Source organism: Rhodococcus sp. IEGM 1409 (genome assembly GCF_030056735.1).
Lineage (GTDB): Bacteria > Actinomycetota > Actinomycetes > Mycobacteriales > Mycobacteriaceae > Rhodococcus_F.
Window position 1 is genome coordinate 21746 of record NZ_JASHKN010000012.1, and the last position, 23802, is coordinate 45547.

General features: G+C 62.0%; 21 protein-coding genes. 8 read left to right on the forward strand and 13 right to left on the reverse strand.

Annotated features, from left to right (window positions below; genetic code table 11):
- Window positions 1–23: 23 nt before the first annotated feature.
- Window positions 24–1430: an aminotransferase-like domain-containing protein gene (locus QM716_RS25295; protein WP_283306919.1), complete on the reverse strand. Its 1407-nt coding sequence runs from the start codon at window positions 1428–1430 to the stop codon at window positions 24–26.
- Between the two features lie 137 nt (window positions 1431–1567).
- Here QM716_RS25295 and QM716_RS25300 point away from each other — a divergent pair, with 137 nt between their 5' ends.
- Complete coding sequence (locus tag QM716_RS25300) at window positions 1568–2788, forward strand: pyridoxal phosphate-dependent aminotransferase (RefSeq protein ID WP_283306920.1); 1221 nt, start codon at window positions 1568–1570, stop codon at window positions 2786–2788.
- Window positions 2789–2870: 82 nt separating this feature from the next.
- On the opposite strand, the gene purQ is transcribed toward QM716_RS25300, so the two are convergent.
- Together purQ and purS are read right to left on the reverse strand one after the other, a co-directional pair.
- A complete protein-coding gene (gene purQ / locus QM716_RS25305; protein WP_283306921.1) occupies window positions 2871–3548 on the reverse strand; it encodes a phosphoribosylformylglycinamidine synthase subunit PurQ in 678 nt (225 codons plus the stop codon).
- Entirely contained in the window at window positions 3545–3784 is a 240-nt protein-coding gene (gene purS / locus QM716_RS25310; RefSeq protein WP_003945817.1) for a phosphoribosylformylglycinamidine synthase subunit PurS, read from the reverse strand. The genes purQ and purS overlap by 4 nt, the downstream gene beginning before the upstream one ends.
- Before the next feature lie 165 nt (window positions 3785–3949).
- On the opposite strand from purS, the gene QM716_RS25315 reads away from it, so the two are divergent.
- Complete coding sequence (locus tag QM716_RS25315) at window positions 3950–4597, forward strand: MBL fold metallo-hydrolase (protein WP_283306923.1); 648 nt, start codon at window positions 3950–3952, stop codon at window positions 4595–4597.
- 548 nt (window positions 4598–5145) lie between these two features.
- Here the strand turns inward: QM716_RS25315 and QM716_RS25320 are convergent.
- The 3 genes from QM716_RS25320 to QM716_RS25330 all read right to left on the reverse strand — a co-directional run bounded on the left by QM716_RS25320 (window position 5146) and on the right by QM716_RS25330 (window position 7454).
- Window positions 5146–5850, reverse strand: a complete 705-nt coding sequence (locus QM716_RS25320) for a DUF2334 domain-containing protein (RefSeq protein WP_230814952.1) — start codon at window positions 5848–5850, stop codon at window positions 5146–5148.
- A 120-nt stretch (window positions 5851–5970) separates the two neighbouring features.
- A complete protein-coding gene (locus tag QM716_RS25325) occupies window positions 5971–6468 on the reverse strand; it encodes a glutathione peroxidase (protein WP_283306924.1) in 498 nt (165 codons plus the stop codon).
- 47 nt (window positions 6469–6515) lie between these two features.
- Complete coding sequence (locus QM716_RS25330; protein WP_283306925.1) at window positions 6516–7454, reverse strand: ABC transporter substrate-binding protein; 939 nt, start codon at window positions 7452–7454, stop codon at window positions 6516–6518.
- 111 nt (window positions 7455–7565) lie between these two features.
- Here QM716_RS25330 and QM716_RS25335 point away from each other — a divergent pair, with 111 nt between their 5' ends.
- From QM716_RS25335 to QM716_RS25345, 3 genes are all read left to right on the forward strand, one after another.
- On the forward strand, window positions 7566–8546 hold the full coding sequence (locus QM716_RS25335) for a sucrase ferredoxin (RefSeq protein ID WP_283306927.1): 981 nt from the start codon (window positions 7566–7568) through the stop codon (window positions 8544–8546).
- Between the two features lie 126 nt (window positions 8547–8672).
- Window positions 8673–9950 (forward strand): acyl-CoA dehydrogenase family protein, encoded by a 1278-nt coding sequence (locus QM716_RS25340; RefSeq protein WP_283306929.1) that lies wholly within the window; start codon window positions 8673–8675, stop codon window positions 9948–9950.
- Window positions 9947–11170, forward strand: coding sequence for an acyl-CoA dehydrogenase family protein (locus tag QM716_RS25345; RefSeq protein ID WP_283306930.1), 1224 nt, complete (start codon window positions 9947–9949; stop codon window positions 11168–11170). Before QM716_RS25340 ends, QM716_RS25345 begins: the two co-directional genes overlap by 4 nt.
- Window positions 11171–11219: 49 nt before the next feature.
- Here the strand turns inward: QM716_RS25345 and QM716_RS25350 are convergent, their stop codons facing one another.
- Window positions 11220–12143, reverse strand: coding sequence for a hypothetical protein (locus QM716_RS25350; protein WP_283306931.1), 924 nt, complete (start codon window positions 12141–12143; stop codon window positions 11220–11222).
- Between the two features lie 217 nt (window positions 12144–12360).
- Window positions 12361–13773: a cation:dicarboxylate symporter family transporter gene (locus QM716_RS25355; RefSeq protein ID WP_283306932.1), complete on the reverse strand. Its 1413-nt coding sequence runs from the start codon at window positions 13771–13773 to the stop codon at window positions 12361–12363.
- 119 nt (window positions 13774–13892) lie between these two features.
- Between QM716_RS25355 and QM716_RS25360 the strand changes: the two genes are divergently transcribed.
- Together QM716_RS25360 and QM716_RS25365 are read left to right on the forward strand one after the other, a co-directional pair.
- A complete protein-coding gene (locus tag QM716_RS25360) occupies window positions 13893–15479 on the forward strand; it encodes a sensor histidine kinase (protein ID WP_283306934.1) in 1587 nt (528 codons plus the stop codon).
- The gene (locus QM716_RS25365; RefSeq protein ID WP_003945570.1) at window positions 15476–16165 is read left to right on the forward strand and encodes a response regulator; all 690 of its coding nucleotides are present in this window, start codon (window positions 15476–15478) and stop codon (window positions 16163–16165) included. Before QM716_RS25360 ends, QM716_RS25365 begins: the two co-directional genes overlap by 4 nt.
- 45 nt (window positions 16166–16210) lie before the next feature.
- Here QM716_RS25365 and QM716_RS25370 read toward each other — a convergent pair whose 3' ends face one another.
- From QM716_RS25370 to QM716_RS25380, 3 genes are all read right to left on the reverse strand, one after another.
- Window positions 16211–18325, reverse strand: a complete 2115-nt coding sequence (locus tag QM716_RS25370) for a S9 family peptidase (RefSeq protein WP_283306935.1) — start codon at window positions 18323–18325, stop codon at window positions 16211–16213.
- Window positions 18322–19215: a phosphoribosylaminoimidazolesuccinocarboxamide synthase gene (locus QM716_RS25375; RefSeq protein WP_283306936.1), complete on the reverse strand. Its 894-nt coding sequence runs from the start codon at window positions 19213–19215 to the stop codon at window positions 18322–18324. Before QM716_RS25375 ends, QM716_RS25370 begins: the two co-directional genes overlap by 4 nt.
- A gap of 155 nt (window positions 19216–19370) precedes the next feature.
- On the reverse strand, window positions 19371–20405 hold the full coding sequence (locus QM716_RS25380; protein ID WP_283306937.1) for an ABC transporter substrate-binding protein: 1035 nt from the start codon (window positions 20403–20405) through the stop codon (window positions 19371–19373).
- A gap of 285 nt (window positions 20406–20690) precedes the next feature.
- On the opposite strand from QM716_RS25380, the gene QM716_RS25385 reads away from it, so the two are divergent.
- Window positions 20691–21623 carry a tyrosine-protein phosphatase gene (locus QM716_RS25385; RefSeq protein WP_283306938.1) on the forward strand — a complete coding sequence of 311 codons (933 nt, stop codon included), beginning with the start codon at window positions 20691–20693 and terminating at the stop codon, window positions 21621–21623.
- 96 nt (window positions 21624–21719) lie between these two features.
- Here QM716_RS25385 and QM716_RS25390 read toward each other — a convergent pair whose 3' ends face one another.
- Both QM716_RS25390 and QM716_RS25395 read right to left on the reverse strand, forming a co-directional pair.
- Window positions 21720–22382 (reverse strand): response regulator transcription factor, encoded by a 663-nt coding sequence (locus QM716_RS25390; RefSeq protein WP_283306939.1) that lies wholly within the window; start codon window positions 22380–22382, stop codon window positions 21720–21722.
- The gene (locus tag QM716_RS25395; RefSeq protein WP_283306940.1) at window positions 22379–23656 is read right to left on the reverse strand and encodes a sensor histidine kinase; all 1278 of its coding nucleotides are present in this window, start codon (window positions 23654–23656) and stop codon (window positions 22379–22381) included. The genes QM716_RS25390 and QM716_RS25395 overlap by 4 nt, the downstream gene beginning before the upstream one ends.
- Window positions 23657–23802 lie beyond the last annotated feature (146 nt).

Below are 23802 nucleotides of genomic sequence, written 5' to 3' on the forward strand. Positions count from 1 at the left end.
GGTCAACCCCAAGGCTGTGAGTTCTACATATGTTGTGTGATTGCTCCGCCGATGATGCGAGCGGCGTCGGGGAATTCGCCCGGGTTCGGACCGGCGTAGTTGAGCCGCAGGAACTTTCCGGTCGGTTCTGCCGGGAACCAATCGTCTCCGGCCCCGACGATCACGCCGGCCGACCGGCAGTCCTGCACGACGCGTTCGAGATTCGTGGTGTCCGGAAGCCGAAGCCAGAGGTTGAGTCCGCCTTGTGGTACGGCGTCGAGGTGAGCGTCCGGCGCATGCTCGCGCAGACTCGACACGAGGAGGTCGCGTCTGGCCTCGAGTTGGTGACGAAGCCTGCGCAGGTGCGTTCGCCAGGCCGGTTGGGTAACGACGTCGAGGGCAACTGCCTGCAGCATTCCACTGACGTACATCGAATCTGCTTGTGTATCAGCAAGAATTCGCTCGTAAGCCGGGCCGCGAGCGATCAATCCGGCAACTCGCACCGATGGGGACACACTCTTGGTCAGCGCACGAAGGTAGACAACGTGTCCGCTGTCGTCTCGTGCAGCAATAGGGCTGGGATCAGCGGTGATGCCGAAGTCGAGCGCCGAACTGTCCTCGATCAAGAAGGCGCCGTGCCGACGGACGGTGTCGAGCACCTTGTCAGCCAACGTCGGCGACCACAGCGCCCCCGTCGGACTCGCGAAACTCGGTTGTGCGTAGAACGCGCGGGCACCGGTCTGATCGAATGCACGCGAGAGTTCTTCAGGATCAGGACCGTTGGCACCACTGGAGATCGGAATGACCGTGACACCGGCCTGGGCGGCAGCGAGGATCGCACCCCAGTACGTCGGCGATTCCATGAGCAACGGACGCCCCTCCCCCACCAGCGCACGGAAGGAAGTCGCAAGCCCACCCTGACTGCCGGGAAGTACAACCACGTCGTTCGGCCCCGGCGGAGTGATCCCGGCAGGAGTGGCGGAACCCAATTCGGAAGCAAACCAGGACTGCAGTTCCGGAAGCCCGGCAGCGAGTGGCCGATTGAAGACGGCGTCGGTTCGCGTCGCCCTGGTGAAGGCTGCACGAACCAGCCCTTCCGGCAACAGCTCTCGGGCCGGATAGCCGGAATGCAGCGCAATCACGTCGTTGGAGGTGGACTGCAGCGCAATAGGCAGTTGCAGCCGGTAGTTCGGCGATCCGAGCGCCGCCGTCTGCCACCCGTAATCGTTGGGTCGCACGACGCGTGCGGCGCGTACGAAGGTCCCCACACCGGGACGAGCCTCCACAACCCCCTGAGATACCAGTGTTCGCAGCGCCTTCTGCACAGTGACCGGACTCGCCCCGTGCCGGCTGACGAGCGACCGAGTAGACGGAAGCTTCGCGCCTGGAGGAGCCGTCGCGATCCACTCGCGCAAAGCTGCGACAATCCTCGAACTGCTATCATTTGACATGTCGAATCATAGTAGCGCTACTCTCTTACCAACGCTAGCGCTATCGCGAATTTGTCTCCGTTTCCAGGCCGAACCCTAAGGCGCCCTTCTCGTCCGACACACAACTCGTCCACCGAACCGGAGAGGTACGAAACCGCGTGAACACACCCATCGATCAGGCCCGCAAGCTCGAGAATGTCAGGTACGACATCAGAGGGCGAATTCTCGACAAGACCGAAGAACTCGAGGATCAGGGACACACGATCCTGCGACTCAACGTCGGCAATCCGGCCCCCTTCGGGTTCGAAGCACCGGACGAAATCATGATGGCCATGATCCGTAATCTCCCTACCGCACAGGGATATTGCGATTCTCGCGGACTGTATTCGGCGCGCACAGCGGTAGTGCAGTACTACCAGACGCGGGGTATCACCGACGTCACCGTCGACGAGATCTACCTCGGAAACGGTGTCTCCGAACTGATCACGTTGACGATGCAGGCCCTCTGCAATCCAGAGGACGAGATCCTGATTCCCGCTCCCGATTATCCCTTGTGGACGGCTTCGGTTTCACTTGCCGGCGGCACGCCGGTCCACTACCTCACCGATGAAAGCCAGGGCTGGGCACCGGACTTCGACGATCTGGAAGCCCGGATCTCTCCGCGCACCCGAGGGATTGTCGTCATCAATCCCAACAATCCGACGGGCGCCGTCTACTCGACGGAGGTGCTGCAACGCTTCGTGGACCTAGCGCGCAAACACGATCTGATGCTCTTCGCGGACGAAATCTACGAAAAGATCGTCTACGACGGCCGATCCATGACAAACCTTGCGACGATGACCGGGAGAGACGTCCTGTGTCTGACATATTCGGGACTCTCCAAGGCCTACCGCGTCTGCGGATTCCGAGCGGGATGGCTGGCCATCACCGGACCACTCGAACGGGCGTCGAGCTTCATCGAAGGCATCAAACTGCTGGCCAACATGCGTATGTGTGCAAACGTGCCGGCGCAGCACGCGATCCAGACCGCACTCGGCGGACGCCAGTCCATCGAGGACCTCCTGCTTCCACAAGGTCGGCTGACGGCCCAGCGCGATCTCGCGCACAGCACGCTCAACAGCATCGACGGGATCAGTTGCCAGCAGGCCGACGGCGCGCTGTACCTGTTCCCGAAACTCGACGTCGACAAGTTCGGCATCGTCGACGACGAGAGGTTCGTTCTCGATCTACTGGAATCGGAGAAGATTCTTGTCAGTCACGGCCGCGCGTTCAATTGGATCGAACCCGATCACTTCCGACTGGTGACACTGCCGAACACCGATGACCTCGCGACCGCCCTCGAGCGCCTCGGAAACTTCCTCAGTTCGTACAGCCAGTAACCCCGAGCACCTGGAGCCCCACATACGACTGAACGCCGACCGGATTTCCGGTCGGCGTTCAGTGGTGAAAATCAGCAGGCGATCAGGCAGTGACGATCGCGTCGAGTGCCGAGTAGAACAAACCGAGTCCGTCGTCACTGGGGCCGGTGAGAGCCTCGGTGGCGTGCTCGGGGTGCGGCATCAGACCAACGACGCGGCCATTGGCCGAGGAGATGCCGGCGATACGACGCTGCGAGCCGTTGGGGTTCTCCTCCGAGTAACGGAAGACGACGCGACCTTCGCCCTCGAGTTCGTCGAGGACCTTCTCGGACGCCTGGAAGCGGCCTTCACCCGACTTGAGCGGGATGAGGATCTGGGCGCCGACCTCGTAGCGTGAGGACCAGGCCGTGTTGTTGGCTTCGACCGTCAACCACTCGTCGCGGCAGATGAAGTGCAGACCCTGGTTGCGGGTCAGCGCACCGGGGAGCAGACCAGCTTCACAGAGGATCTGGAAACCGTTGCAGATACCCAGGACCGGCATGCCGCCCTTGGCTGCTTCGACGACCTTGCCCATCGCGGGGGCAAACCGCGCGATTGCGCCGCAGCGAAGGTAGTCGCCGTAGGAGAATCCACCGGGGACGACCACTGCGTCGACACCCTTGAGATCTGCATCGCCGTGCCAGAGTTCGACAGCTTCACCGCCGGCTAGGTTGACGGCCCGAGCAGCGTCGATGTCGTCGAGCGTGCCCGGGAACGTGATAACCCCGATACGTGCGCTCATGCCTCGACTCGCCTGACGGTCCAATCCTCGATCACCGTGTTGGCCAGCAGGCCTTCGGCGATCTTCTCGAGTTCGGCGTCTTCGACACTGCCGTCGATCTCCAACTCGAACCGCTTGCCCTGACGGACATCGGATACTCCTGCAAAGCCCAGGCGAGACAGTGCCCCGACAATTGCCTGTCCCTGGGGGTCGAGAATCTCGGCCTTGGGCATGACTTCGACGACGACACGGGCCACGTGCTGCTCCTCGGTACTAGTGCGCGAACCCGGAGTGAAACGCTCGGGTGATGGCCAGTTTACCGGGCGTACCCGAGATGGTTCGCATCGAGTGATCGGGGCGTGACGGCCAACACCTGTGGGACTCGCCAGCGAGCCCTCCCGCGTCGGCGCATACTCGGAATCATGCGACTGACACATTTTGGCCATTCCTGTGTGCTCGTGGAGTTGAACGGCTCGAAGATCCTCTTCGATCCCGGCAACTTCTCGCACGGCTTCGAAGGCATCACCGGCCTCGACGCCATCCTCGTGACACATCAACACCCCGATCATGCCGACCCGGCGCGCTTGCCCGAACTGGCCGAAGCGAATCCCGATGCCCTGCTCTACAGCGATCCGCAGACCGCTGAAAAGCTCGGTGGGCGCTGGACCGGAGTCCGGCCCGGCGACCGGTTCAGCATCGGCAACGTCAAGGTGACTGGAACCGGCGGAGAGCACGCAATCATCCATCCGGACCTACCGATGATCGACAACACCGCGTTCCTCCTCGGCGACGCCACCAACCCGGCGCAGTTCATGCATCCTGGCGATTCCCTCTTCGTCCCCGAACAGACGGTCGACGTTCTTGCTCTTCCTGCCGCCGCGCCCTGGCTCAAGATTTCCGAGGCCATCGACTACCTCCGCGCGGTGGCGCCGCGTGTCGCGGTTCCGATCCATCAAGCGATCATCCGCGACGAAGCCACCGGAATTTTCTACGGCCGCTACTCGGAAATGGCTGCCGACGGCACCGAGTTCCGCGTCCTCGACGAGGAGTCGAGCGTCGAGGTCGCCTGATTCAATCCTTCATGCACTCACATCGACGATGATCCAGCTGGTGCTTGCTGCCGAAGCCTGCGCGATAGAGGCGGTCGGCCACTGAGGCTTCGCATCGATCGGCGCCGTGCTGCGTCGGATCCGACGAACTCGATCGAAGCACCACGATCGAAAATCACTTGCCCGCTCAATCCACCCTTGATTTGGCCAGTCGGCAGGGCGTGAACCACGCCGGTCGGAGCGGCAGACGCTAGTGCCGGGACGAACGCAGCACAGACGACTGCGCCCACAGCCACAGCGACAAATTCCTCGGTCGACTTGGAGAACACTCTTGCGCGCATGGTGATATCCCCACCTCGTCTACTAGCGGCAGATTAGCTGCACGCACTCCAGTAGGGAAGAAGTTGGCTGACCCCACACTCAAATTCAACGTCCTCTTTTTATGCGAATCCGACCTATTCAGCACCGCTACCAGCAAAGAACAGAGAAAAGCGAAGAGTCTGCCCGCAGGGACAACCCGGACAAACAGCGCTGACTCGCAGCTATCGGAAAGTTGCCATCGGCAGATTTCAGGCAGCGCCAAGTTCCTGAGATGGGGAGTTCCACCGATACACCTGCGAGGTGGCTTCGTGAAAGAGAGCAAGGTCGACGGCGTCGAGAACTGCCTGCCGCGGCCCCTCGTTTCCCAGCTGCTTGGCGGTGATCGACAACCTGACCAGTCCCCCACGCTTGGCGGCGCGTCCGGCTCCGAGAACCAACGCCCGACACCACCACGGCTCGGCCTTGAATCCTTCGCCGATACCGAAAACCCGTCCCCGCTGCAGAGTTCCACGAGTCAAGTCGTGCACTGCCCCGAGGCCCGCCATCGTCCGGAAGCCTGTCTCCGGCAACACCGACATGGCACCGGGCGACGCCACCCAGCGCGGCGGTGCGAACACCCGGGTCCTAAGACCTGCCTGTTCGAGGACTCGATCCGCAGCGAGTAATCGCAGTTTTGCTTCGTGCTTCGACAGAGTGGCGAACTCGGCTCGACGACGCTTGGTCGCGGCCTGGTCGTAGCCGTGCAGAACGATGGCGTCGCCGTGCTCACGACGCTCACGCAGCCATGCCGTCGTCACCGCGTCGTCGGCCAGTCGATATTTGTCCTTGAGTCGCGGCGCCACCAGGAGCGACAAACGGACACCACGAGCGTCCATCTCGTCAGCGAATCCGGCAGCGAGATAACATGTCTCGTCTCTGATTCCGGATACCGACACGATCAGTTCTGCGGACATACTCCGATAGTGGCAGCTGTGGGTGAACAGCACACTGCCGCCGGATGATCATCCGGCGGCAGTTTCCAGCAACGAGCGTCTAGTTCTCGGGAAGCCTCTAGTTCTTGGGAAGCACAGCTACTAGTTCTTGGGAAGCACAGCTTCGATCGCGGCGACAACCTCGGGTGCGTCAGGCTCGGTCCGCGGACGGAATCGGTTGACGACGGTGCCGTCCGGTCCGATCAGAAACTTCTCGAAGTTCCACTGAATGTCGCCGGCAGTGCCTTCGGCGTCGGCGGCCTTGGTGAGTTCGGCGTACAGCGGATGCTGGTTTTCGCCGTTCACCTCGATCTTCTCCAGAAGCGGGAACGTGACGCCGTAGGTAGTGGAGCAGAACGTCTCGATCTCTTCGGCGGTGCCCGGTTCCTGCCCCATGAACTGGTTGCACGGGATGCCGATCACGGTCAGACCGCGATCCGCGTACCCGCTGGCCAGCTTCTCGAGCGCCGAGTACTGCGGGGTCAGTCCACACTTGGATGCCACGTTGACCACGAGCACGGCACGGCCGTCGTATTCACCCAACGAGGTGGGCACGCCACCGAGGGTGTTGATCGCGATGTTCTGTACTGGAGTTGTCATAGGTTCCAACTTAGCGACTGCCTCGCGCACTGCTACTTCGCGCACTGCTAATTCGACGCTCCGAGAATGCGGTCGAGGTCGTCCAGAACGGTGAGGCCACCGAGCGGTCCGACGCCGGTGATCCAGTACGACATGTCCACCAGATGTGGGTTCGGGAAGAATCCGGCGTTGTCCGCCACGGCCTTCGGCATCGTGCCGGCATCGGCGGGATTCACGGAAGTGACCAGGATGAGATCGGCGCTGGATCCGGAGACGAATTCCGGGGAGAGGTCGACGGAGATCGAGTTCTCCCAGTCGCGGGTGGGAATGGTGAGCCCTGCGCATTCGAGAGTGCTTCCGGCAAACGACGTGGGTCCGTACAGCGTCAGAACGTCGTCGCGTGGGCGGATGAGCTGAGCGGTCTTGCCCTCGGTGCCGTGCTTACTCGCCACTTCCTCGCAGCGTGCCGTGTAGTCACCGAGCAGTTCGCCTGCCTGATCGGTCTTGTTCAACGCTTCTGCGACGAACTGGACGTTGTCCTGCCACGGATCGGTCTGAGTTGCCATGTAGACGGTCGGCGCGATGGCAGCGAGCTGCTCGTACAGATCCCCATGCCGTGTTTCCGTTCCGATGATCAGGTCCGGGCTCAGCGCGACGATCTTCTCGAGGTTCGGTGCCGCGACGGTGCCGACCATCTCGATCTCCGTCGCCTTCTCGCCTAGATACGCCGGAACACCGGTCGTCTCGCTGAGTACCGCGGTGCCAACGGGAATCACGCCCAGCGCTACCGACGTGTCGAGCTGAACCGGCTCGAGCACGACGACTCTCTGTGGATCCATCGGTACATCCGTGGTTCCGCGGGCGTGGGTGACCGCGTGCACCGTGTCGGCAGACTGACTGTCGGTATCCGTCTTGTCGTTACTGCCGCACGCCGTTGTCGTTGCCACGATGGCGGCGAGGACAAAACCACCCAGCACGTACTTCGTCCGCGAGTTACTGCGTTTCATTCACACACTCCTGCTTCCGACCGTCACATCCACGCGCATTCACCACGGCTCAGCAAAGGATTCACCATCCAATAGTCTGGTGAGCCTAACCTACGAGACTGGAGCCTTTTCGTGTCTTCCCTTCCCTGCCACAGTGACGGTGTCGTGGGGAAGGCATCCACGCAGTGCCTCTCGGAATTCGTCGCCAATCCACAGTTGAGTCGACGCCCTCACGCCTGTACGCGGCAATCGTCCACCACCGGCGAATCGATGGTGGGGCGCGCCGGCATGACACGTCTGTGGGTGTTGATCGAACATCCCGGGCCCTGGCCGGCGTCCGCCCCGGACGACATTCTCCCAGTCGCGCTCACCGAAAAAATCTACGCAACGCAGGGTCGTATCCGCGTTGTGCTGATCCGGCGTCCCCGCAACCGCCAGGTCCTCACCCCGACGTGCGTACTTGCCTGGACGGACGGCACACGTCAGTGGATGCGGGAAGGGTCGGTTGAGCGATACGAGGACCTGTCGGTACTGCCGTTCGAATCGATGGCCGCCGGAGTGGAACCCGACTTCGGCCGCTCCCGCGCGGAACCGCTATTCGCAGTCTGCACACATGGGAAAAAGGATGCGTGCTGCGCGGAACTCGGCCGTCCGGTGGTGTCGGCACTGGACGCTGCCCGGATCGCGGACGTATGGGAGTGCAGTCACATCGGCGGAGATCGTTTCGCGGCCAACATGATTGCGTGGCCCGCCGCAGTCTATTTCAGCCGACTGGACGGCGACTCCGCGACGGACGCAGTCGAGAAGTACCTGAACGGAGAACTGTCCGTGACGCACCTGCGCGGCCGGGCAGCACTGTCGCAGGCTGCTCAGGCCGCCGAGCACGCCGTCCGACGCGTCACCGAAATTGTCGCCACGGACGTACTCGGGAGTGTCAACGAGAGGATCGACGGAGTACGCACGACTGTCGATCTTCGGTTGGGATCGAGAGACTTTCGCGTGGTTGTACGCCCCGGCCCTCCAGGGCAGCCGTTCCGACATGATTGCGGTTCCGGCGGAACCGTCGAATGGAGCGGATGGATCGTCGAGCACCTTCACGAGCGATCGCACTGACCACTCAGTTTCCGGTACGACTGTCCGGCAGGCTATCGAACCGAGATTTGCGCTGACTGACAACACTTCGAATCAGGTCGCGATGAAGGATCGACGTCCCTGGTGATTACAGCTTGCATTCTTCCCATGACCACCGCACTGACGCCGAATGCCGTACCCCGGTCTGCAGATCCGATCAAGAGTGAGGTCGACTACGAAACACTGGCAGAGAAATTCCGTCCGATCTTCGCGGACATCGCACAATCAGTCGTCGAACGAGAACGCGATCACGTGCTTCCCTTCCAACAGATCGACGCACTCAAGAAAGCAGGCTTCGGCGCCGTTCGGGTGCCGACAACACACGGTGGATCCGGTGCGAGCATCCCACAATTGATTCGGTTGTTGGTCGAGTTGTCGAGCGCCGATTCCAACATCACCCAGGCACTGCGCGGTCATTTCGCGTTTGTCGAAGACCGGCTTGTCGCCGACCCCGGCCCGGAACGCGACACCTGGCTCCGACGCTTTGCAGAGGGACAGTTGATCGGCAACGCGTGGACCGAAATCGGCGATGTTGTATTGGGCGAAGCCAACACCAAGGTCTCGCCGGCACCGGATGCCGATCATTTCCTGGCGAACGGGGCCAAGTTCTACAGCACGGGTTCGATCTTCGCCGACTGGATCGACCTGTACTCGCAGCGCACCGACACGGGTGCATTCGTGATTGCCGCGGTCGAGGCGAGGCAACCCGGCGTCACGCACAACGACGACTGGAACGGCTTCGGCCAGCAGACGACGGGATCCGGCTCGTCCATCTACGAGAACGCGATTGTCCAGCCGGAGAACATCTTCGACTTCTCGACGCGATTCAAGTACCAGACCGCCTTCTACCAACTGTTCCATCTCGCCACTCTCGCCGGCATCGCAAAGGCTGCGACAACCGAGATTTCTCGGCGAGTTGCCGCTCGCACTCGCACCTTCAGTCACGGCAACGCTCCAAGGTATGCGCAAGATTCACAGATCCAGCAAGTGGTCGGTGAAGTGTCCTCTGCCGCCTTTGCAGCCGAGGCCGTTGCACTGCACGCCGCGCAGTCGTCCCAATGGGCTTACGAAGCCGCGTTCTCCGGCTCGCCGGGGGAAGAGAAGGAAGCCAACATCGCGGCCGAAATCGATTCAGGGCGAGGGCAAGTCGCCTCGATCGGACTGGTCGTGCCGGCCACGGCCAAGATCTTCGATGCGCTCGGTGCTTCCGGAGTGAGCCGCGACCTCGATCTCGATCGGTTCTGGCGCAACGCCCGCACCGTGGCCAGTCACAACCCGGTCGTCTTCAAATCCAAAGTTGTCGGCGACTACGAAATCAACGGAACCGAACCGATTTACGTGTGGGCCATCGGGACTGCACCGACCGAAAAGGATGTAAAGGCATGACCGTGACCAGTGAAACCGAAGTCTTCGTCGGTATTCCCGACACATCCGAGAGCTGGATCGACCGGGCTCGCGAGGTGAGCAACATCCTTGCCGCCGACGCACTCGCGCGCGATCGAGCCGGTGAACCGCCGTTCCGAGAAGTTCAGCTACTCAAGGACAGTGGCCTGGTGACACTGCTGGGTCCGGTCGAGTTCGGCGGCGCCGGGCAGCGATGGGAGACCGCCTACAAGGTGGTTCGAGAGATCGCGCGCGCCGACGGCTCCATCGGACAGCTGCTCGGGTACCACTTCCTGTGGGCCTGGGCTGCCAGATTGGTCGGAACGGATCCGCAGATCTCCGCTGTCGAAGAGCTGTACACGAGCAACCGATTCTTCTTCGGCGGCGCGGTGAATCCTCGAGACACCGACCTCACCGTCGTGGACCGCGGGGACACCCTGGTGTTCAACGGCGTCAAATCGTTCTCCACCGGCGGCCGCGTCACCGACCTCACGGTGCTCGAAGGAATCATCGACGGAACTGCGACGCACGTGTTCGCGATCGTGCCGACTGCTCAGGACGGCATAGTCTTCCGCGGAGATTGGGACAACCTCGGGCAGCGCCTCACCGATTCTGGCAGTGTCGAGATCAACGACGTCGAAGTCGACTGGGCGAGCGCGGCAGGCTTTGTCGACAAGGAATTCCAACCCCTGGTCTACAACACCCTGAACTTCCCGGCGATCGAGATCGTGTTCGCCAATTTCTATCTCGGGATCGCCCGTGGCGCACTGGACACCGCGGCCGAGTACACCCGAACCCGTACGCGTCCATGGCCGTACGGCGGTGACAACCGCGAAATCGCGACCGACGAGTGGTACGTCCGTGAGGGCTACGGCGACTTGCAATCCAAGCTGTGGGCAGCGGAGGCCTTCGTGGACCAGGTCAGCCGCGAGGCCGACGCCGTGCTCCACGATGCTCGCGAAAACCTCACCGAGCAGGCTCGCGGCGACCTCGCGGTACGTATCGCGGCCGCCAAACTTCGCGCCGCCGACGTGTCCTTGGAGATCAGCAACAAGATCTTCGAACTGACAGGCGCCAGAGCCACTTCCAACGACGTGGGCCTGGACATCTACTGGCGCAACATCCGGACGCATACCCTTCACGATCCACTCGCGTACAAGCGCCGCGAAGTCGGTAGTCGGTACCTGACCGGCGAGATTCCCGAGCCGACCTGGTACACATAGCAGCTCGTTCTGCCCGGCCGTTTCCTTCAACGGCCGGGCAGTTCGCTGCTCACACCAAACGCCATAGACGTACTACACCCGACGGCCAGTCGTAACTCACGCACGACCCGTTGCCCCCGCCGACCAGGTAGGTGTCGGTCCTCAACTCGTCTGGAGCTTCGAGTTTCGTCCAGGAACCGAGATCCGCTGTGTCGGCCGCAAAGATCCGCATCTCCTCGGCACCGGCGCACACCAGCAGGCCGTCCTCGGTGCCGATCACCCACTGGAACGGTTCGAATTCGTCCAAGCTGGAATCTATCTCGTCGGAGGAGATCGAGATCGGTTCGGAGGCCACCGCCGAACGCACGCGCATGATGTTCATCTCGTGTGTCAGTGTCACGATCGAATTGTCGTGCCCGACATCGAGAACTACCTCTTCCTCATACACGAGCGGATTCGGTTGTTCACCAAGACGGCTCGGGTCTACCCAGTAGACCGCACAACCGTCCTGCCCGGCTCCCATCGACAGTCCGAGATACCCGCTGCGCGAGCGGGAAACATGTGACCCTCCGGCAGTCAGTCCAGTGAGTTCGACGGTTTCGACCACGATTCCTTCGCGGACCAAACACCAACGATCGCTGTCCGCGCCCGGCTGGGTGAACGCGAAAGTCTCGGTGGCCGAATCCCAATACGCCGAACCCGTGCCCCACTCCGGCCACCCGTCGTGGCGGAACTCCCACACGATCGATCCGTTCGGCGAACGCAACTGCGCTCGATCTCGAAGGCTCACTGCGACGTAGTCGAGCGAATCCGAGACCGACGAAGACCCGCACCCTTCGAATTCGGCGGTGAAGAGTGTTCGATCGAATGCAGCGTCGACCACCTCTAACTTGCCGGGAGATGATATGCACCACCCGGCGGAGTGGGAGGTGACCGTCGTCCGCTCGGGCGTCACCAACGCCGAGCCCACCGGTTCCAGGAATGCGTTCGACATGGTGCGCAGCCTACAAATACCGTCAACAGAAAGAGACCGTCGCACGGTTGGTGCGGCGGTCTCTTTCATCGTTACGACCAGGATCACTGATCGTAGATCGGGTTCCGCGCCTGCGGCGCAGTCAAACGTTCAGCAGGGCGAACAGTTTCCAGTGATGGCTCACAGTCACCTCTGGTGATGGCTCACAGTCACCTCTAGTGATGGCTCACAGTCACCTCTAGTGATGGCTCACAAAGGACTGCTTGGTGCCGGTCGGCGCCGTTTCGAGTTTGTGCTGCTCTTCTTCGTCCTCGTCGTCGAGCATCGTGGCCTCGTTGAACGGGATCTTCCCGTCGAGTACCTCGACGACGCGTTCCTTGTCGATCGTCTTGGTCCACGCGCCGACCAGCAGAGTCGCGACCGCGTTGCCCGAGAAGTTGGTGATCGCTCGCGCTTCCGACATGAAGCGGTCAATTCCGACGATGAGTCCGACGCCGTCGAGAAGCTCGGGGCGATGGCTCTGCAGTCCGCCGGCCAGCGTGGCCAGTCCGGCGCCACTGACTCCGGCGGCACCCTTGGAGGCGATGATCATGAACACCAGCAGCGAGAGCTGTTCACCGAAGGCGAGCGGCTGTCCCATGGCGTCGGCGATGAAGATCGACGCCATCGTCAGGTAGATCGCGGTGCCGTCGAGGTTGAACGAGTAGCCGGTGGGAACGACGATGCCAACCGTGGTGCGCTCGACGCCCACGTGCTCCATCTTGGCGATCAGACGCGGCAGCGCCGATTCGGAGGACGAGGTGGCGAAGATGAGCAGGTACTCGCGCCCCAAGTACTTGACCAGCTTGAAGATGTTGAAGCCGGTGACCGCGCGCAGCAGCGTTCCGAGAACACCGAAAACGAAGATCAGGCAGGTCAGGTAGAAGCCGATCATCAGGGTTCCGAGCTGGACGACGGCGTTCAAACCGGTCTGGCCGACGACGCTGGCGATGGCTCCGAAAGCACCGATCGGGGCGAGCCAGAGAATCATTGTCAGGATCTTGAACACGAGCTTCTGGATGTATCCGACGGCCTTGAGGATCGGCTCGCCCGACTTGCCGAGCGACTGGATCGCGAAGCCGACCAGAAGGGCGACGAACAGGGTCTGCAGCACGCTGCCGGCTGTGAGGGAGGACAGCATCGACGTCGGAATGATGGACGCGACGAAGTCCCAGGTGCCGCCCGCGCTGTGCGCCTGATCTGCAAGCTTGGCCACAGAAGCCGCGTTGGGCGTGATGTTCAGGCCACTGCCCGGGTTGAGCAGGTTACCGACGCCCAGGCCGATCGCGAGTGCGATGGTGGACATGCCGATGAAGTAGGCGAGTGCGAGGCCGCCGACCTTACCGACCTTGGCCGCTGCTCGAACCGAGCCGATGCCCAGCACGATGGTGCAGAAGATGACCGGGCTGATCATCATCTTGATCAGGCTGACGAACAACGTGCCGAGTACACCGACGGACTTACCGAACTCGGGTGCGAGCCAACCGACGAGGATGCCGCCGATGACCGCGACGATGACGCTCATGTAGAGCCAATGCGTCTTGTCGCGCTTTGCCTTGGTGCCCTCGGGCGGTGGGGAAGCGTCTACTGTCCCTGTTGCCGTGCTGCTCATGGGGTGTCCTTTGGATCGGATATCTGTGAAGTGATCGGGATCACTTCGAGTCGTGGAGAATTCTTGTTGCAAATAGGTAGGCCCGGAAGTTTGTGTTCATTACGTTCAGGAGGCGCTCGATGGTCGAACGAAAGACCGGCCGACGGATGAGCGTCGCGAGGCAGATCCTGCTCCTGCAGTTGGCGTTGTTGGCGCTGGTCATCGGCGTAGGGGCCGCGCTCGCGGTTGTCGACGAACGCCGCGACAGCGACGACGCTATCCGCCGTCAGGTGAGCTCCATCGCGCAGACTCTCGCCCTGTCGGATTCGACGGCGACGGCCCTGACGAGTGCGGACCCGACCGCGATTCTGCAACCACAGACCGAGAAGATCCGCCGCGCCACCGGCGTTGATTTCATCGTGGTGATGGCGCCGGATCGCACTCGGTTCACCCACACGAGCCCGGAACTGATCGGTCAACTGTTCACCGGGAACATCGACCGCGCACTCGCCGGCGCGACCTTCACGGAGACGTACGCCGGGTCGCTAGGGCCGTCGATCCGCGCCGTCACTCCCGTCTACGACTCCAGCGGAACCCTGGTCGGCCTGGTTTCTGCCGGTGTCACCCGCGAACAGATCAGCAAGCAGTTCGCCCAAAGTGTTCCGGTCATCCTGTTCGTTGCTGCCGGCGGCCTTCTTGCCGCGCTCCTGAGTTCGCTTCTGGTGAGTCGGCGTATCAGGCGACAGACCCTGGGAATGGCTCCCGACGAACTCCGCACCATGTTCGAGCACCACGACGCCGTCCTACACAGCATCGGTGAAGGTTTGGTGGTGATCGGACGAGGACGGGGCAAGGATGCGAGAGTGGACATCGTCAACGACGAAGCACGTCGCCTCCTTGATCTACCGGAAGGACCGGTACCGCTTTCGTCCATCCCCGAGACCTTGCGAGTCGACGAGGCATCGCCCGCCAAGGATCAAGTGCACCTCACCGACAAGCGTGTGCTGGTGGTCAACCAACACCCGGTTGAGTGGGAGGGCAACAGAATTGGCACCGTGCTGACAATTCGCGATCACACCGAACTTCAGAACGTACTCGGAGAATTGGATTCGGTGCGTAGTTTTGCCGAGTCGCTTCGCTCTCAAGCCCACGAGAGCGCAAATCGTCTGCACACCATCATCACGATGGTCGAGTTGGGGCGAAACGAAGACGCAGTGGCCTTCGCCACCAACGAATTGCGGGTGTCTCAGCAGCTGATCGATCGTCTGATGAATGCGGTTCACGAGCCGGCGCTGGCCGCACTGTTGCTCGGAAAAATAAGCGAAGCGGCCGAACGCGGGGTCGACCTGACCATCACGGAAGACACCGCACTCGGTCCGGTGCCTTCACTCAATGCACGCGAGTTGGTCACGCTGGTCGGCAATCTCGTGGACAATGCTATTGACGCATCACGCGCGAGCGAGTCTCCGTGGGTGGAAGTGACGGTAATGGAAGAGGATTCGATGATGGTTGTTGCCGTCGCCGACAGTGGCCCGGGAATGACACCCGAAGCACTCGAAAAAGCCAAGGGCCGTGGTTACTCCACAAAATCCGGTTCTCGCGGACTCGGACTCGCACTGGTCTCTCAAGTGGTGAAACGGCACGGCGGCACGCTGTCCAGTGAACCGGCGATGGGTTCGATGCTGGTGGTCCGCATCCCGCTGCGCGACGCGGAAGCACCGCGATGATTCGAGTACTGATAGTCGACGACGAACCGTTGATCGCGCAGGCGCACCGTTCCTACGTCGAGCGCGTGCCGGAGTTCGTGGTCCACGGTGTGGTTCATTCCGGGAACGCCGCCGTGCGTGCAGTTACGGCGGCAAACGCCACCGACCAGCCCATCGACTTGGTCCTGCTCGACATCGGGTTGCCCGACGCCAGCGGCCTCGACGTGGCTTCCGCCCTCGGTGGGTTGCGCCCGAGTCCGGACATCATCGCGGTCACCTCGGCGCGCGATCTCGAGGTGGTTCGAAGCGCCGTGGCTCGCGGGATCGTGCTTTATCTTCTCAAGCCGTTCACCTTCGCAGCGTTCCGCGACAAGCTCGAGCGCTACCTCGAATATCGTGCAGCACTTCCCGCCGGAGAGTCTGCGGTCAGCCAGCACGACATCGACCGGGCGATGTCCGCATTACGAACGTCCGACGATCGAGCAGCGGCGCCGAAAGGCTTTGCCTCTCAGACACTCGGACTCGTCGCTGCGTCCGTGCGGGATTCGGAAGGTCCCGTGACTGCAGCAGAGGTGGCAGCATCGGTCGGAGTGTCCCGGGTGACAGCCTGGCGCTACCTCGAAAAACTGGCGGATGACGGCATGCTCACCCGGGAGACCGAGTACGGGCGCGCTGGGCGCCCTCAGGTTCGTTACCGCAGAACCTGATTTGTCACCGAACCTGAGAGTCACCGAACCTGATTGGTACAGAAGCTAGTTCGCGCCCACGGTGTCCAGCACCCAGGCGAACTCGAACGCGACCTCTTTCCACTTCTCGTAACGACCGCTGACACCGCCGTGTCCGGCGCTCATCTCCGTCTTGAGAAGTAGCGGAGCGTCACCGGACTTCGTGGCCCGCAGTTTTGCGACCCACTTGGCCGGCTCCACGTACAGAACACGGGTGTCGTTGATACTCGTGATCGCGAGAAGCGCGGGATAGTCCTTGGCTTCCACGTTCTCGTACGGGCTGTACGAGCGCATGTAGTCGTAGACGTCCTTGTTGTGCAGCGGGTCTCCCCATTCGTCCCACTCGATGACCGTCAACGGCAGCGACGGATCGAGAATCGACGTCAGCGGGTCGACAAACGGAACATTGGCAAGAATGCCGGCGAACAGTTCCGGAGCGAGGTTGGCGACAGCCCCCATCAGCAGTCCACCCGCACTACCGCCGTCGGCAACCATCCGGTCGGCCGACGTGACGCCGGTGTCGATCAAATGCTTTGCGCAAGCGACGAAATCAGTGAAGGTGTTCTTCTTGGTGAGTGTCTTGCCGTTCTCGTACCAGTGACGGCCCATCTCGCCGCCGCCGCGCACGTGTGCGACCACGAAGACGACACCGCGATCGAGCAACGACAGCCGGGCAACCGAGAACGACGGGTCGATGCTCGCCTCGTAGGAACCGTAGCCGTACAACAACAACGGCGCGGGACCTTCTGGCGCGCCTACGCGCCTCACGATCGAGAGCGGAATGCGGGTGCCGTCGTCGGCCACTGCCCAGTCGCGGCGCTGCTCGTAATTACTCGCATCGAAGTCACCGAGAACGGGCTGCGATTTACGCAGTGCCAGTTCACCACTGACGACGTAGTAGTCGTACACCTGCCCGGGAGTGATGAATGACGTGAAGCCGAGCCGGATGGTGGGCTGCGCCCATTCCGGGTTGGACCCCATACCGATGCTGAAGAGTTCTTCGTCGAAGTCGATCTCGTGACGTTCGCCGTAGCCGTCGGCGGTCAACGGCCACACGGCAACCCGAGTGAGAGCCTCGCGGCGGTAGCTCAGGACGAGGTGTCCGGCAAAGGCTTCGGCTTCTTCCAGACGAACGTCGGCGCTGTGCTCGATCAGCGTCGTCATGTTCGTCGGATCCGATACCGGAGCTTCCGCCAACACGAAGTTCTCGGCCTTGACGCCGTCGACGACGTCGTTGTGAAGGATGAGGAAGCGGTCCTCTCCCCCGATCACCGCGTGTTCGGCCCCGTACTCGACGCCTTCGCGACGCGGGATGATGACGCGGAAGTCGCCTTCCGGATTCGCCGATTCCAGCATCCAGCCTTCGCTGGTCACCTTGGATCCGACCCAGATCATCAGATACTTCTCGCTGCGAGTCGAACCCACGGAAACCCAGTAACGCTCGTCGGGCTCGTGGAAGACCGAAACATCTTGGCCCTGCGGCGTTCCCAGCTTGTGACGCCACACGGTGTCCGGACGCCACGAGTCGTCGACGGTCATGTAGAAGACGTGACTGTGATCGATCGCCCAGGTAGCGCCGGGTGCGGTGTCGGGAATCTCGTCGGTGAGCATCTCGCCGGTCTCGAGGTTCTTGAACCGCAGGGTGTACCGCTCGTCGCCGACAATATCGACCGAGTACGCGAGCAACGTACCGTCCTCGCTGATGGAGAACGCGCCGAGTGAAAAGAACTCGTGCCCTTCGGCTTCGACATTGCCGTCCATGAGGATCTGCTCGCCGGCCAGCTCGACGCCAGGCGTCAAGTTGGGCGGAGTCCAGTCGTCCTCACCGGCAATGGGGCACCGGCACTGGACGGTGTACGACTTGCCTTCCACGCTGCGCGAGTAGTACCACCACTTGCCCATGCGTGTGGGTACCGACATGTCGGTTTCCTGAGTCCGCGACTTGATCTCCTGGAAGATCTTCTCGCGCAACGGCTCGAGAGCGGCCGTCTGCTCGTCGGTGTACGCGTTCTCGGCTTCGAGGTACGCGACTACCTCGGCATTGTCCTTGTCCCGCAGCCACTCGTAGTCATCGACGAACGTGTGTCCGTGATGGGTACGTTCGGTGGGGACCTTCTTTGCGACCGGCGGGATCAGGCTCATGCGCTGGGACCGACCCAATCGTCGAAGGACAACCCGGAAATGCGTTCGTATGCCTCGATGTAGCGTGCGCGAGTCGCATCGACGATCTCCTGCGGCAATGGCGGAGGTGTCGTGTCCGAGCTTCGATCCCAACCGGATTCGGGGCTCGTGAGCCAGTCGCGGACGAACTGCTTGTCGAAGCTGGGCTGAACCTTGCCTGCCTCGTAACCTTCGAGGGGCCAGTAGCGGGACGAGTCGGGGGTGAGTACCTCGTCGGCGAGCACGAGGTTTCCAGCGGAGTCGAGACCGAATTCGAGCTTGGTGTCCGCGAGAATGATTCCGCGATCGGCCGCGAAGTTGGAGGCGCGGGCATAGACGTCGAGAGTGTCCTCGCGAAGCTGCACGGCCAGCTTCACGCCGACCTTCTCCACTACCTGCTCGAAGCTGATGTTCTCGTCGTGATCGCCGAGAGCCGCCTTGGACGCCGGGGTGAAGATCGGGTCGGGCAGCCGCGAAGCCTCGACAAGGCCCTCAGGCAGCGCGACGCCGCACACTGCGCCGGTGTTGTTGTAGTCGACCAGGCCGGAGCCGGTGAGGAAGCCACGGACGACGCATTCGACGGGAACCATGTCGAGGGAGCGCACGACGAGAGCCCGGCCGAGTACTTCTTCCGGGATGCGATCGTCGTCGGGCTCGCCGGCCAGATGGTTGGTGCCACCGAGGACGTTGAAGAAGAACACGCTCATCGCGGTGAGTACGCGGCCCTTGTCCGGGATCGACGTGCTGAGCACGTGGTCGTAGGCCGAGATCCGATCACTCGCGACAAGCAGCAGATGCTCGTCGTCGATCGTGTAGAGGTCACGGACCTTGCCACCGGCCAGATGAGTGTAGGAATCAAGTGTAGGACGCACCCGGTTACCCTATCGGGCGTTCGCAGTTCGTACAGAACCCCGGTAGCCGGGACAGGTAAGCGTCCTCGCCGTTCGGAGAGCTGTCTGCCCTGCTCATCCAGATAGGCAGGTGGCCCCTCACCACTGGGCGAGAGGCCACCGTCACAGTCGATGAACTACTGGTTTGCGGGCAGCTTCGACAGGCCCTCGTCGATCGAATCCAGCGTCAGAAGAGCCGTCTGATAGGTCGCGGCCAGTGAATGCCGAACCTGGACGACGTTGCCGGCCTTCACTGCGGGCAGTTCCTTCCACAGCTCGGAATTGACCAGTTCCTGAAGCTGCGGAGACATCGAGCCGTCGGCGTTGAGGCCGTAGACGATCACGTCGACATTTCCGAGGTTCTCACCGATCTTCTCGATGGATACCTGTTCGTTGTGGATGTCAGCCGGATCGGCAGGGGTGCCCGGGAACTGTAGTCCCAGCCCGTCGAAGAGATTGGTTGTGTACGAAGACGCGTACTCGCGGGAGAACGTCCCAGCCTCAGGCTTGCAGACGTTGCACACGCCGCCGAATGTGAGCGAGCCGAGCTTGTCCTTGTACTTCGCGGCCAATTCGGCAGTGCGAGCGTCGTACTCGCCCTTGAACGCACCGTAGGTGTCGGAAACATTGGCGGCGTCGGCGAACTTCTCACCTAATACGCGCCAATCAGCGGGAACCGTCGGTCCCAGGAAGACGACCGGAGCAGCAGCCTTGAGCTGAGCCATGTCCAACTGGCTTTCGACGCGAGCGGGAACACCCATGATGATCAGATCAGGTTCGGCAGCGACGATTCCCTCGTAGTTGAGCTGGGAGACGTTGCCGTCGGGTGCGACCTTCGGCAGAGCTTCGTAAGCGGCCTTGGTTTTGTCGTCCATGTTGCCGAGTTCACGGGTCCACTCGCACACCGCAGCCAGATTTGCTCCCGCCTGGATCAACGGCAGAACCGCGTATCCGCAGGCCACGATCCGCTGCGGATCGCTCGGGATCTCGATGGATCCGTTCTGTGCCTCGAAGACACGGGTCTGCGAGCTCGCAGCCGTCGTCGGTGATTCGGACGACGCCTCTTCGGAGTTGCTGCATCCGGCGATGCCTACCGCCAACGCGGCCGCTGCACCGATCACCACTGCGCGGCGAACCCGCGACAGACCTTGAACCCGCATGTTGAACTCCATCTGGACGCACCGGAACTGCTCCGGAATTAATTTGGTGAGGCTAACCAATATCAGGGCGGTGAGTGTTTGCACAAACACAGGTCTCGAGGAATGAACCCGCTTCCGATGCAGTCAGGCGGAAAAGCACGGCGTATGACTCGGTGGACGAGCGGGTCTTCGCAATACGCCTCCCGCTGAGAGGGAGCAAAGCAAGATTCTTCTCGAATCGGACACTCGAACTCGCTACCTTGCCTTCGCGATACCTCATCGACTCGCCACTCTCACCGCTCGACGAAGGGCTCAGACATGTCCCGATCCACGCGCACCTGCTCACTACGGTCTGCCGCGGCCATTGCCTTGACCAGTAGCTTTCTCATCACCGGCTTCGGCGCCTCGATCGCACACGCCGAACCTGCCCCCTCGGCTCCACAGTTCGGCTCACTGGATTTCGGATCCAGCAGCTTCGGCAGTGCCGAGCAAACTCCAGATGCCCCGCGGCTGAACGGGATCGACAATTTCCGCGATGTCGCAGGTACCGGCGCCGGATACTCGGGAACCTTCGGTCTGCCCGTGAACAAGGGAGTCTTCTACCGCGCGAACGCGATCACGCCCAAGGGCGATGACATGAGCCTTCTCGAAAAGCTCGGACTGACAAAGGTTTACGATCTGCGCACGGCACCCGAGATCGCCAGCAAGCCGGACGTCCTGCCCGGCGGGGTTGCGTACGAGAACATTCCGATCCTGTCCGGGAACATCGCCGAGATGGTCGCGAAGATCAAGTCCCCCGAGGACTCACGATCGATGATGCAGGACATGAACCGCGCCTTCGTCACCGGAGGGACGGAGCGAGCCGGGTTCGCGCAGTTGCTGACGGGCCTCGCGGAAACCGAAGGTGCACAGGTCTTCCACTGCACTGCAGGTAAGGACCGCACCGGCTGGACGTCCTTTCTGCTGCTGAGCATCGCCGGCGTCGACCGCTCGGTGATCTTGAACGACTACCTGCTGACCAACGAGTACACCGCCGAAGGAATGAAGGCCACACGCGCGGGCATCGCGGCGAGCTTGGGCGAGCAGATGGCCGTCAACATGGAGCCTCTATTGGGTGTCGAGGCAAGCTATCTCGATGCCGGCCTCGCCCAGTTGGACCAGACCTACGGGTCGGTCGATCGCTATCTGACCGAGGGCTTGGGTTTGAGCCCGGCGACCGTCATGACGCTCAAAGCCAAACTGCTGGGCTGAGCGACACAGATGCCCCGGGTTCGACGAGGGGCCGAACCCGGGGCACGTGTACTTCTCTGCCCGTGCCGTGCCGGATGCGCCGCAGCGTCCCGTGCGTCAGCGAGATACGGCGATCACGTTGTTTCGGTACGCCCAGATGACGATCTGCACACGGGTTCGCACCTGCAGCTTCTTGCAGATGTTGCTGATGTGCGACTTCACCGTGCTCTGCTCGAGGCTGAGGGAATCTGCGATGTCGTTGTTTCCCAAGCCTTGTGCCAACAGTTCCACCACATCCATTTCACGCGCACTGAGACCGTGATCCGATCCGGAGCGCGCTGAGGACATCGGTGCCGGCTTGCGCCTCGCGAACTCCACGATCAGTCGCGACGTCAATCTCGGTGACAGCACCGAGCCACCCTCGGCCACGGTCAACACTGCCGACGAGAGCTCTTCGGGATCGGCGTCTTTGAGCAAAAACCCCGCGGCGCCGCTGTCGAGCGCCTCGAAAACGTACTCGTCGAGATCGAACGTGGTGATCACGATGACGCGGGTCGCCGGAAACTCGGCAAGAACCTCCCTGGTCGCAGTCAACCCGTCGCCGTGCGGCATGCGGATATCCATCAGTACGACATCCGGACGCAGTGCACGCACCTGCTCGTACGCCTCGACTCCCGTCTTGGCATGCCCGACGACGCGAATCTCGGGATGTCCGGAGAGAAACAGCTCGAACCCCTGCCGTACCACCTGCTGGTCGTCCGCAATAAGGACATCGATCATGCGTTGATCCTCCCGTTCACCGGCACCAGTGCCTGCACAGCCCACTCACCTTCCGAATTCGGTCCGGCGTCCAGTTGACCACCCATGAGCGTCGCGCGTTCGCGCATTCCCACAATTCCGAGGTTTTGCCCGTCGGAGGCCGGGCGAGAATTTCCGAGAGTATTGATCACCCGCACCCTCACCGCGCCGGCTTCTCGGCTCAGGCACACCTTCGACTCACTGCCCGGCGCATGGCGAAGGACGTTCGACAACGCTTCCTGCACGATGCGGTAGCAGGTCAACTGAACTCCGCTGTCCAGGTCGTCGAAGCGGCCGACTTTCTCCAACGAGATCGACGAGATGGTGCGCCTGCAGTCATCCACCAACTCGTCGATGTCGGAAACCATGGGTGTCGGGAAATCGGGGTCTTCCTCACCCAGGCGAAGGATCCCCACGATCTGCCGCAAGCTGTTGAGGGCTCGCTGACCCTGCTCGATGACGCCACCCAGCAGGGCTTGTGCCTGTTCGGGATTACTCGAGAAGAACTTGTCGGCGGCACGAGCCTGGATGATCATGCCGGTCATGTGGTGAGCCGCGACGTCGTGCAACTCACGTGCCATGTCCTGCCGTTCGGCGACAACGGCATTCGCGATCTTGCGTTCGCGGTCCCGGTGCAGATCCGCTACTGCCTGACTGTTCTCCACTGCTTGCTTTCGCAGACGCGCGACGATCTTTCCCATGGCTCCGACGACCAGAAAACTCGTGACGGTGTTTGCCGCCGGCTCGAGGAACAGATGGGGCAAATCCCCCACCTGAACCTCGGCGACCGTCAGCCCGTCCCGTTCGGTGGTGTACATCGCCATGATCACGTCCATCGCCATTCCGAGGACCAGCAGTCCGACCAGGCGCATGCCTGTCACCCGGATGCACACTGCCATGATCGCGAACCAGAAAAGCGGCGTGGCCCCGAGCGACCGACTGCCGAGGAAGAGCATCAACCCGCCGGATCCTGCCAACGTCAGAAGGTAGTACGCGATCGGGTACCGACGGCGCGCACACGCCACAACAGTCAACACCGTCAGGAAACCCATGATGCCGACAACGGTTGCCGGATCGCTCAGTACTCGATTGCTCGCCTCGGATTCCGACTTGAGACTGGCGAGGCCGAACACCCAGGGCACGCTCAACAGACCGACGATCACGGCCGCAGTAGCCGGGTTGCTCAGGCTGAAACGTCCCCAGCCTCGCGATGCCAGGGCTTGCCCCGGGGCATTCTGACCAGCCGAGTCGAACATCCACTCCCCATTCCGCATCCGATGATTGACGTTCATGGTGGCATGCCCGCACCACTTGGTCACACATTCGACGAACGTGAAGGGAATGTTCGATTCTCGGTTACTACCAAAGGACTAGTTCGGAGTGGAAGCACTAGTACTTACGG

What these genes read in the sequence shown, in the direction of transcription:
- QM716_RS25295 (WP_283306919.1), bottom strand. Translation starts at nt 1,430, where the DNA reads ATGTCAAATGATAGCAGTTCGAGGATTGTCGCAGCTTTGCGCGAGTGG.
- QM716_RS25390 (WP_283306939.1), bottom strand. Translation starts at nt 22,382, where the DNA reads ATGATCGATGTCCTTATTGCGGACGACCAGCAGGTGGTACGGCAGGGG.
- QM716_RS25395 (WP_283306940.1), bottom strand. Translation starts at nt 23,656, where the DNA reads ATGTTCGACTCGGCTGGTCAGAATGCCCCGGGGCAAGCCCTGGCATCG.
- QM716_RS25345 (WP_283306930.1), top strand. Translation starts at nt 9,947, where the DNA reads ATGACCGTGACCAGTGAAACCGAAGTCTTCGTCGGTATTCCCGACACA.
- QM716_RS25315 (WP_283306923.1), top strand. Translation starts at nt 3,950, where the DNA reads ATGCGACTGACACATTTTGGCCATTCCTGTGTGCTCGTGGAGTTGAAC.
- QM716_RS25355 (WP_283306932.1), bottom strand. Translation starts at nt 13,773, where the DNA reads ATGAGCAGCACGGCAACAGGGACAGTAGACGCTTCCCCACCGCCCGAG.
- QM716_RS25350 (WP_283306931.1), bottom strand. Translation starts at nt 12,143, where the DNA reads ATGTCGAACGCATTCCTGGAACCGGTGGGCTCGGCGTTGGTGACGCCC.
- purQ (WP_283306921.1), bottom strand. Translation starts at nt 3,548, where the DNA reads ATGAGCGCACGTATCGGGGTTATCACGTTCCCGGGCACGCTCGACGAC.
- QM716_RS25365 (WP_003945570.1), top strand. Translation starts at nt 15,476, where the DNA reads ATGATTCGAGTACTGATAGTCGACGACGAACCGTTGATCGCGCAGGCG.
- QM716_RS25325 (WP_283306924.1), bottom strand. Translation starts at nt 6,468, where the DNA reads ATGACAACTCCAGTACAGAACATCGCGATCAACACCCTCGGTGGCGTG.
- QM716_RS25340 (WP_283306929.1), top strand. Translation starts at nt 8,673, where the DNA reads ATGACCACCGCACTGACGCCGAATGCCGTACCCCGGTCTGCAGATCCG.
- QM716_RS25360 (WP_283306934.1), top strand. Translation starts at nt 13,893, where the DNA reads ATGGTCGAACGAAAGACCGGCCGACGGATGAGCGTCGCGAGGCAGATC.
- QM716_RS25320 (WP_230814952.1), bottom strand. Translation starts at nt 5,850, where the DNA reads ATGTCCGCAGAACTGATCGTGTCGGTATCCGGAATCAGAGACGAGACA.
- QM716_RS25330 (WP_283306925.1), bottom strand. Translation starts at nt 7,454, where the DNA reads ATGAAACGCAGTAACTCGCGGACGAAGTACGTGCTGGGTGGTTTTGTC.
- QM716_RS25380 (WP_283306937.1), bottom strand. Translation starts at nt 20,405, where the DNA reads ATGGAGTTCAACATGCGGGTTCAAGGTCTGTCGCGGGTTCGCCGCGCA.
- QM716_RS25385 (WP_283306938.1), top strand. Translation starts at nt 20,691, where the DNA reads ATGTCCCGATCCACGCGCACCTGCTCACTACGGTCTGCCGCGGCCATT.
- QM716_RS25370 (WP_283306935.1), bottom strand. Translation starts at nt 18,325, where the DNA reads ATGAGCCTGATCCCGCCGGTCGCAAAGAAGGTCCCCACCGAACGTACC.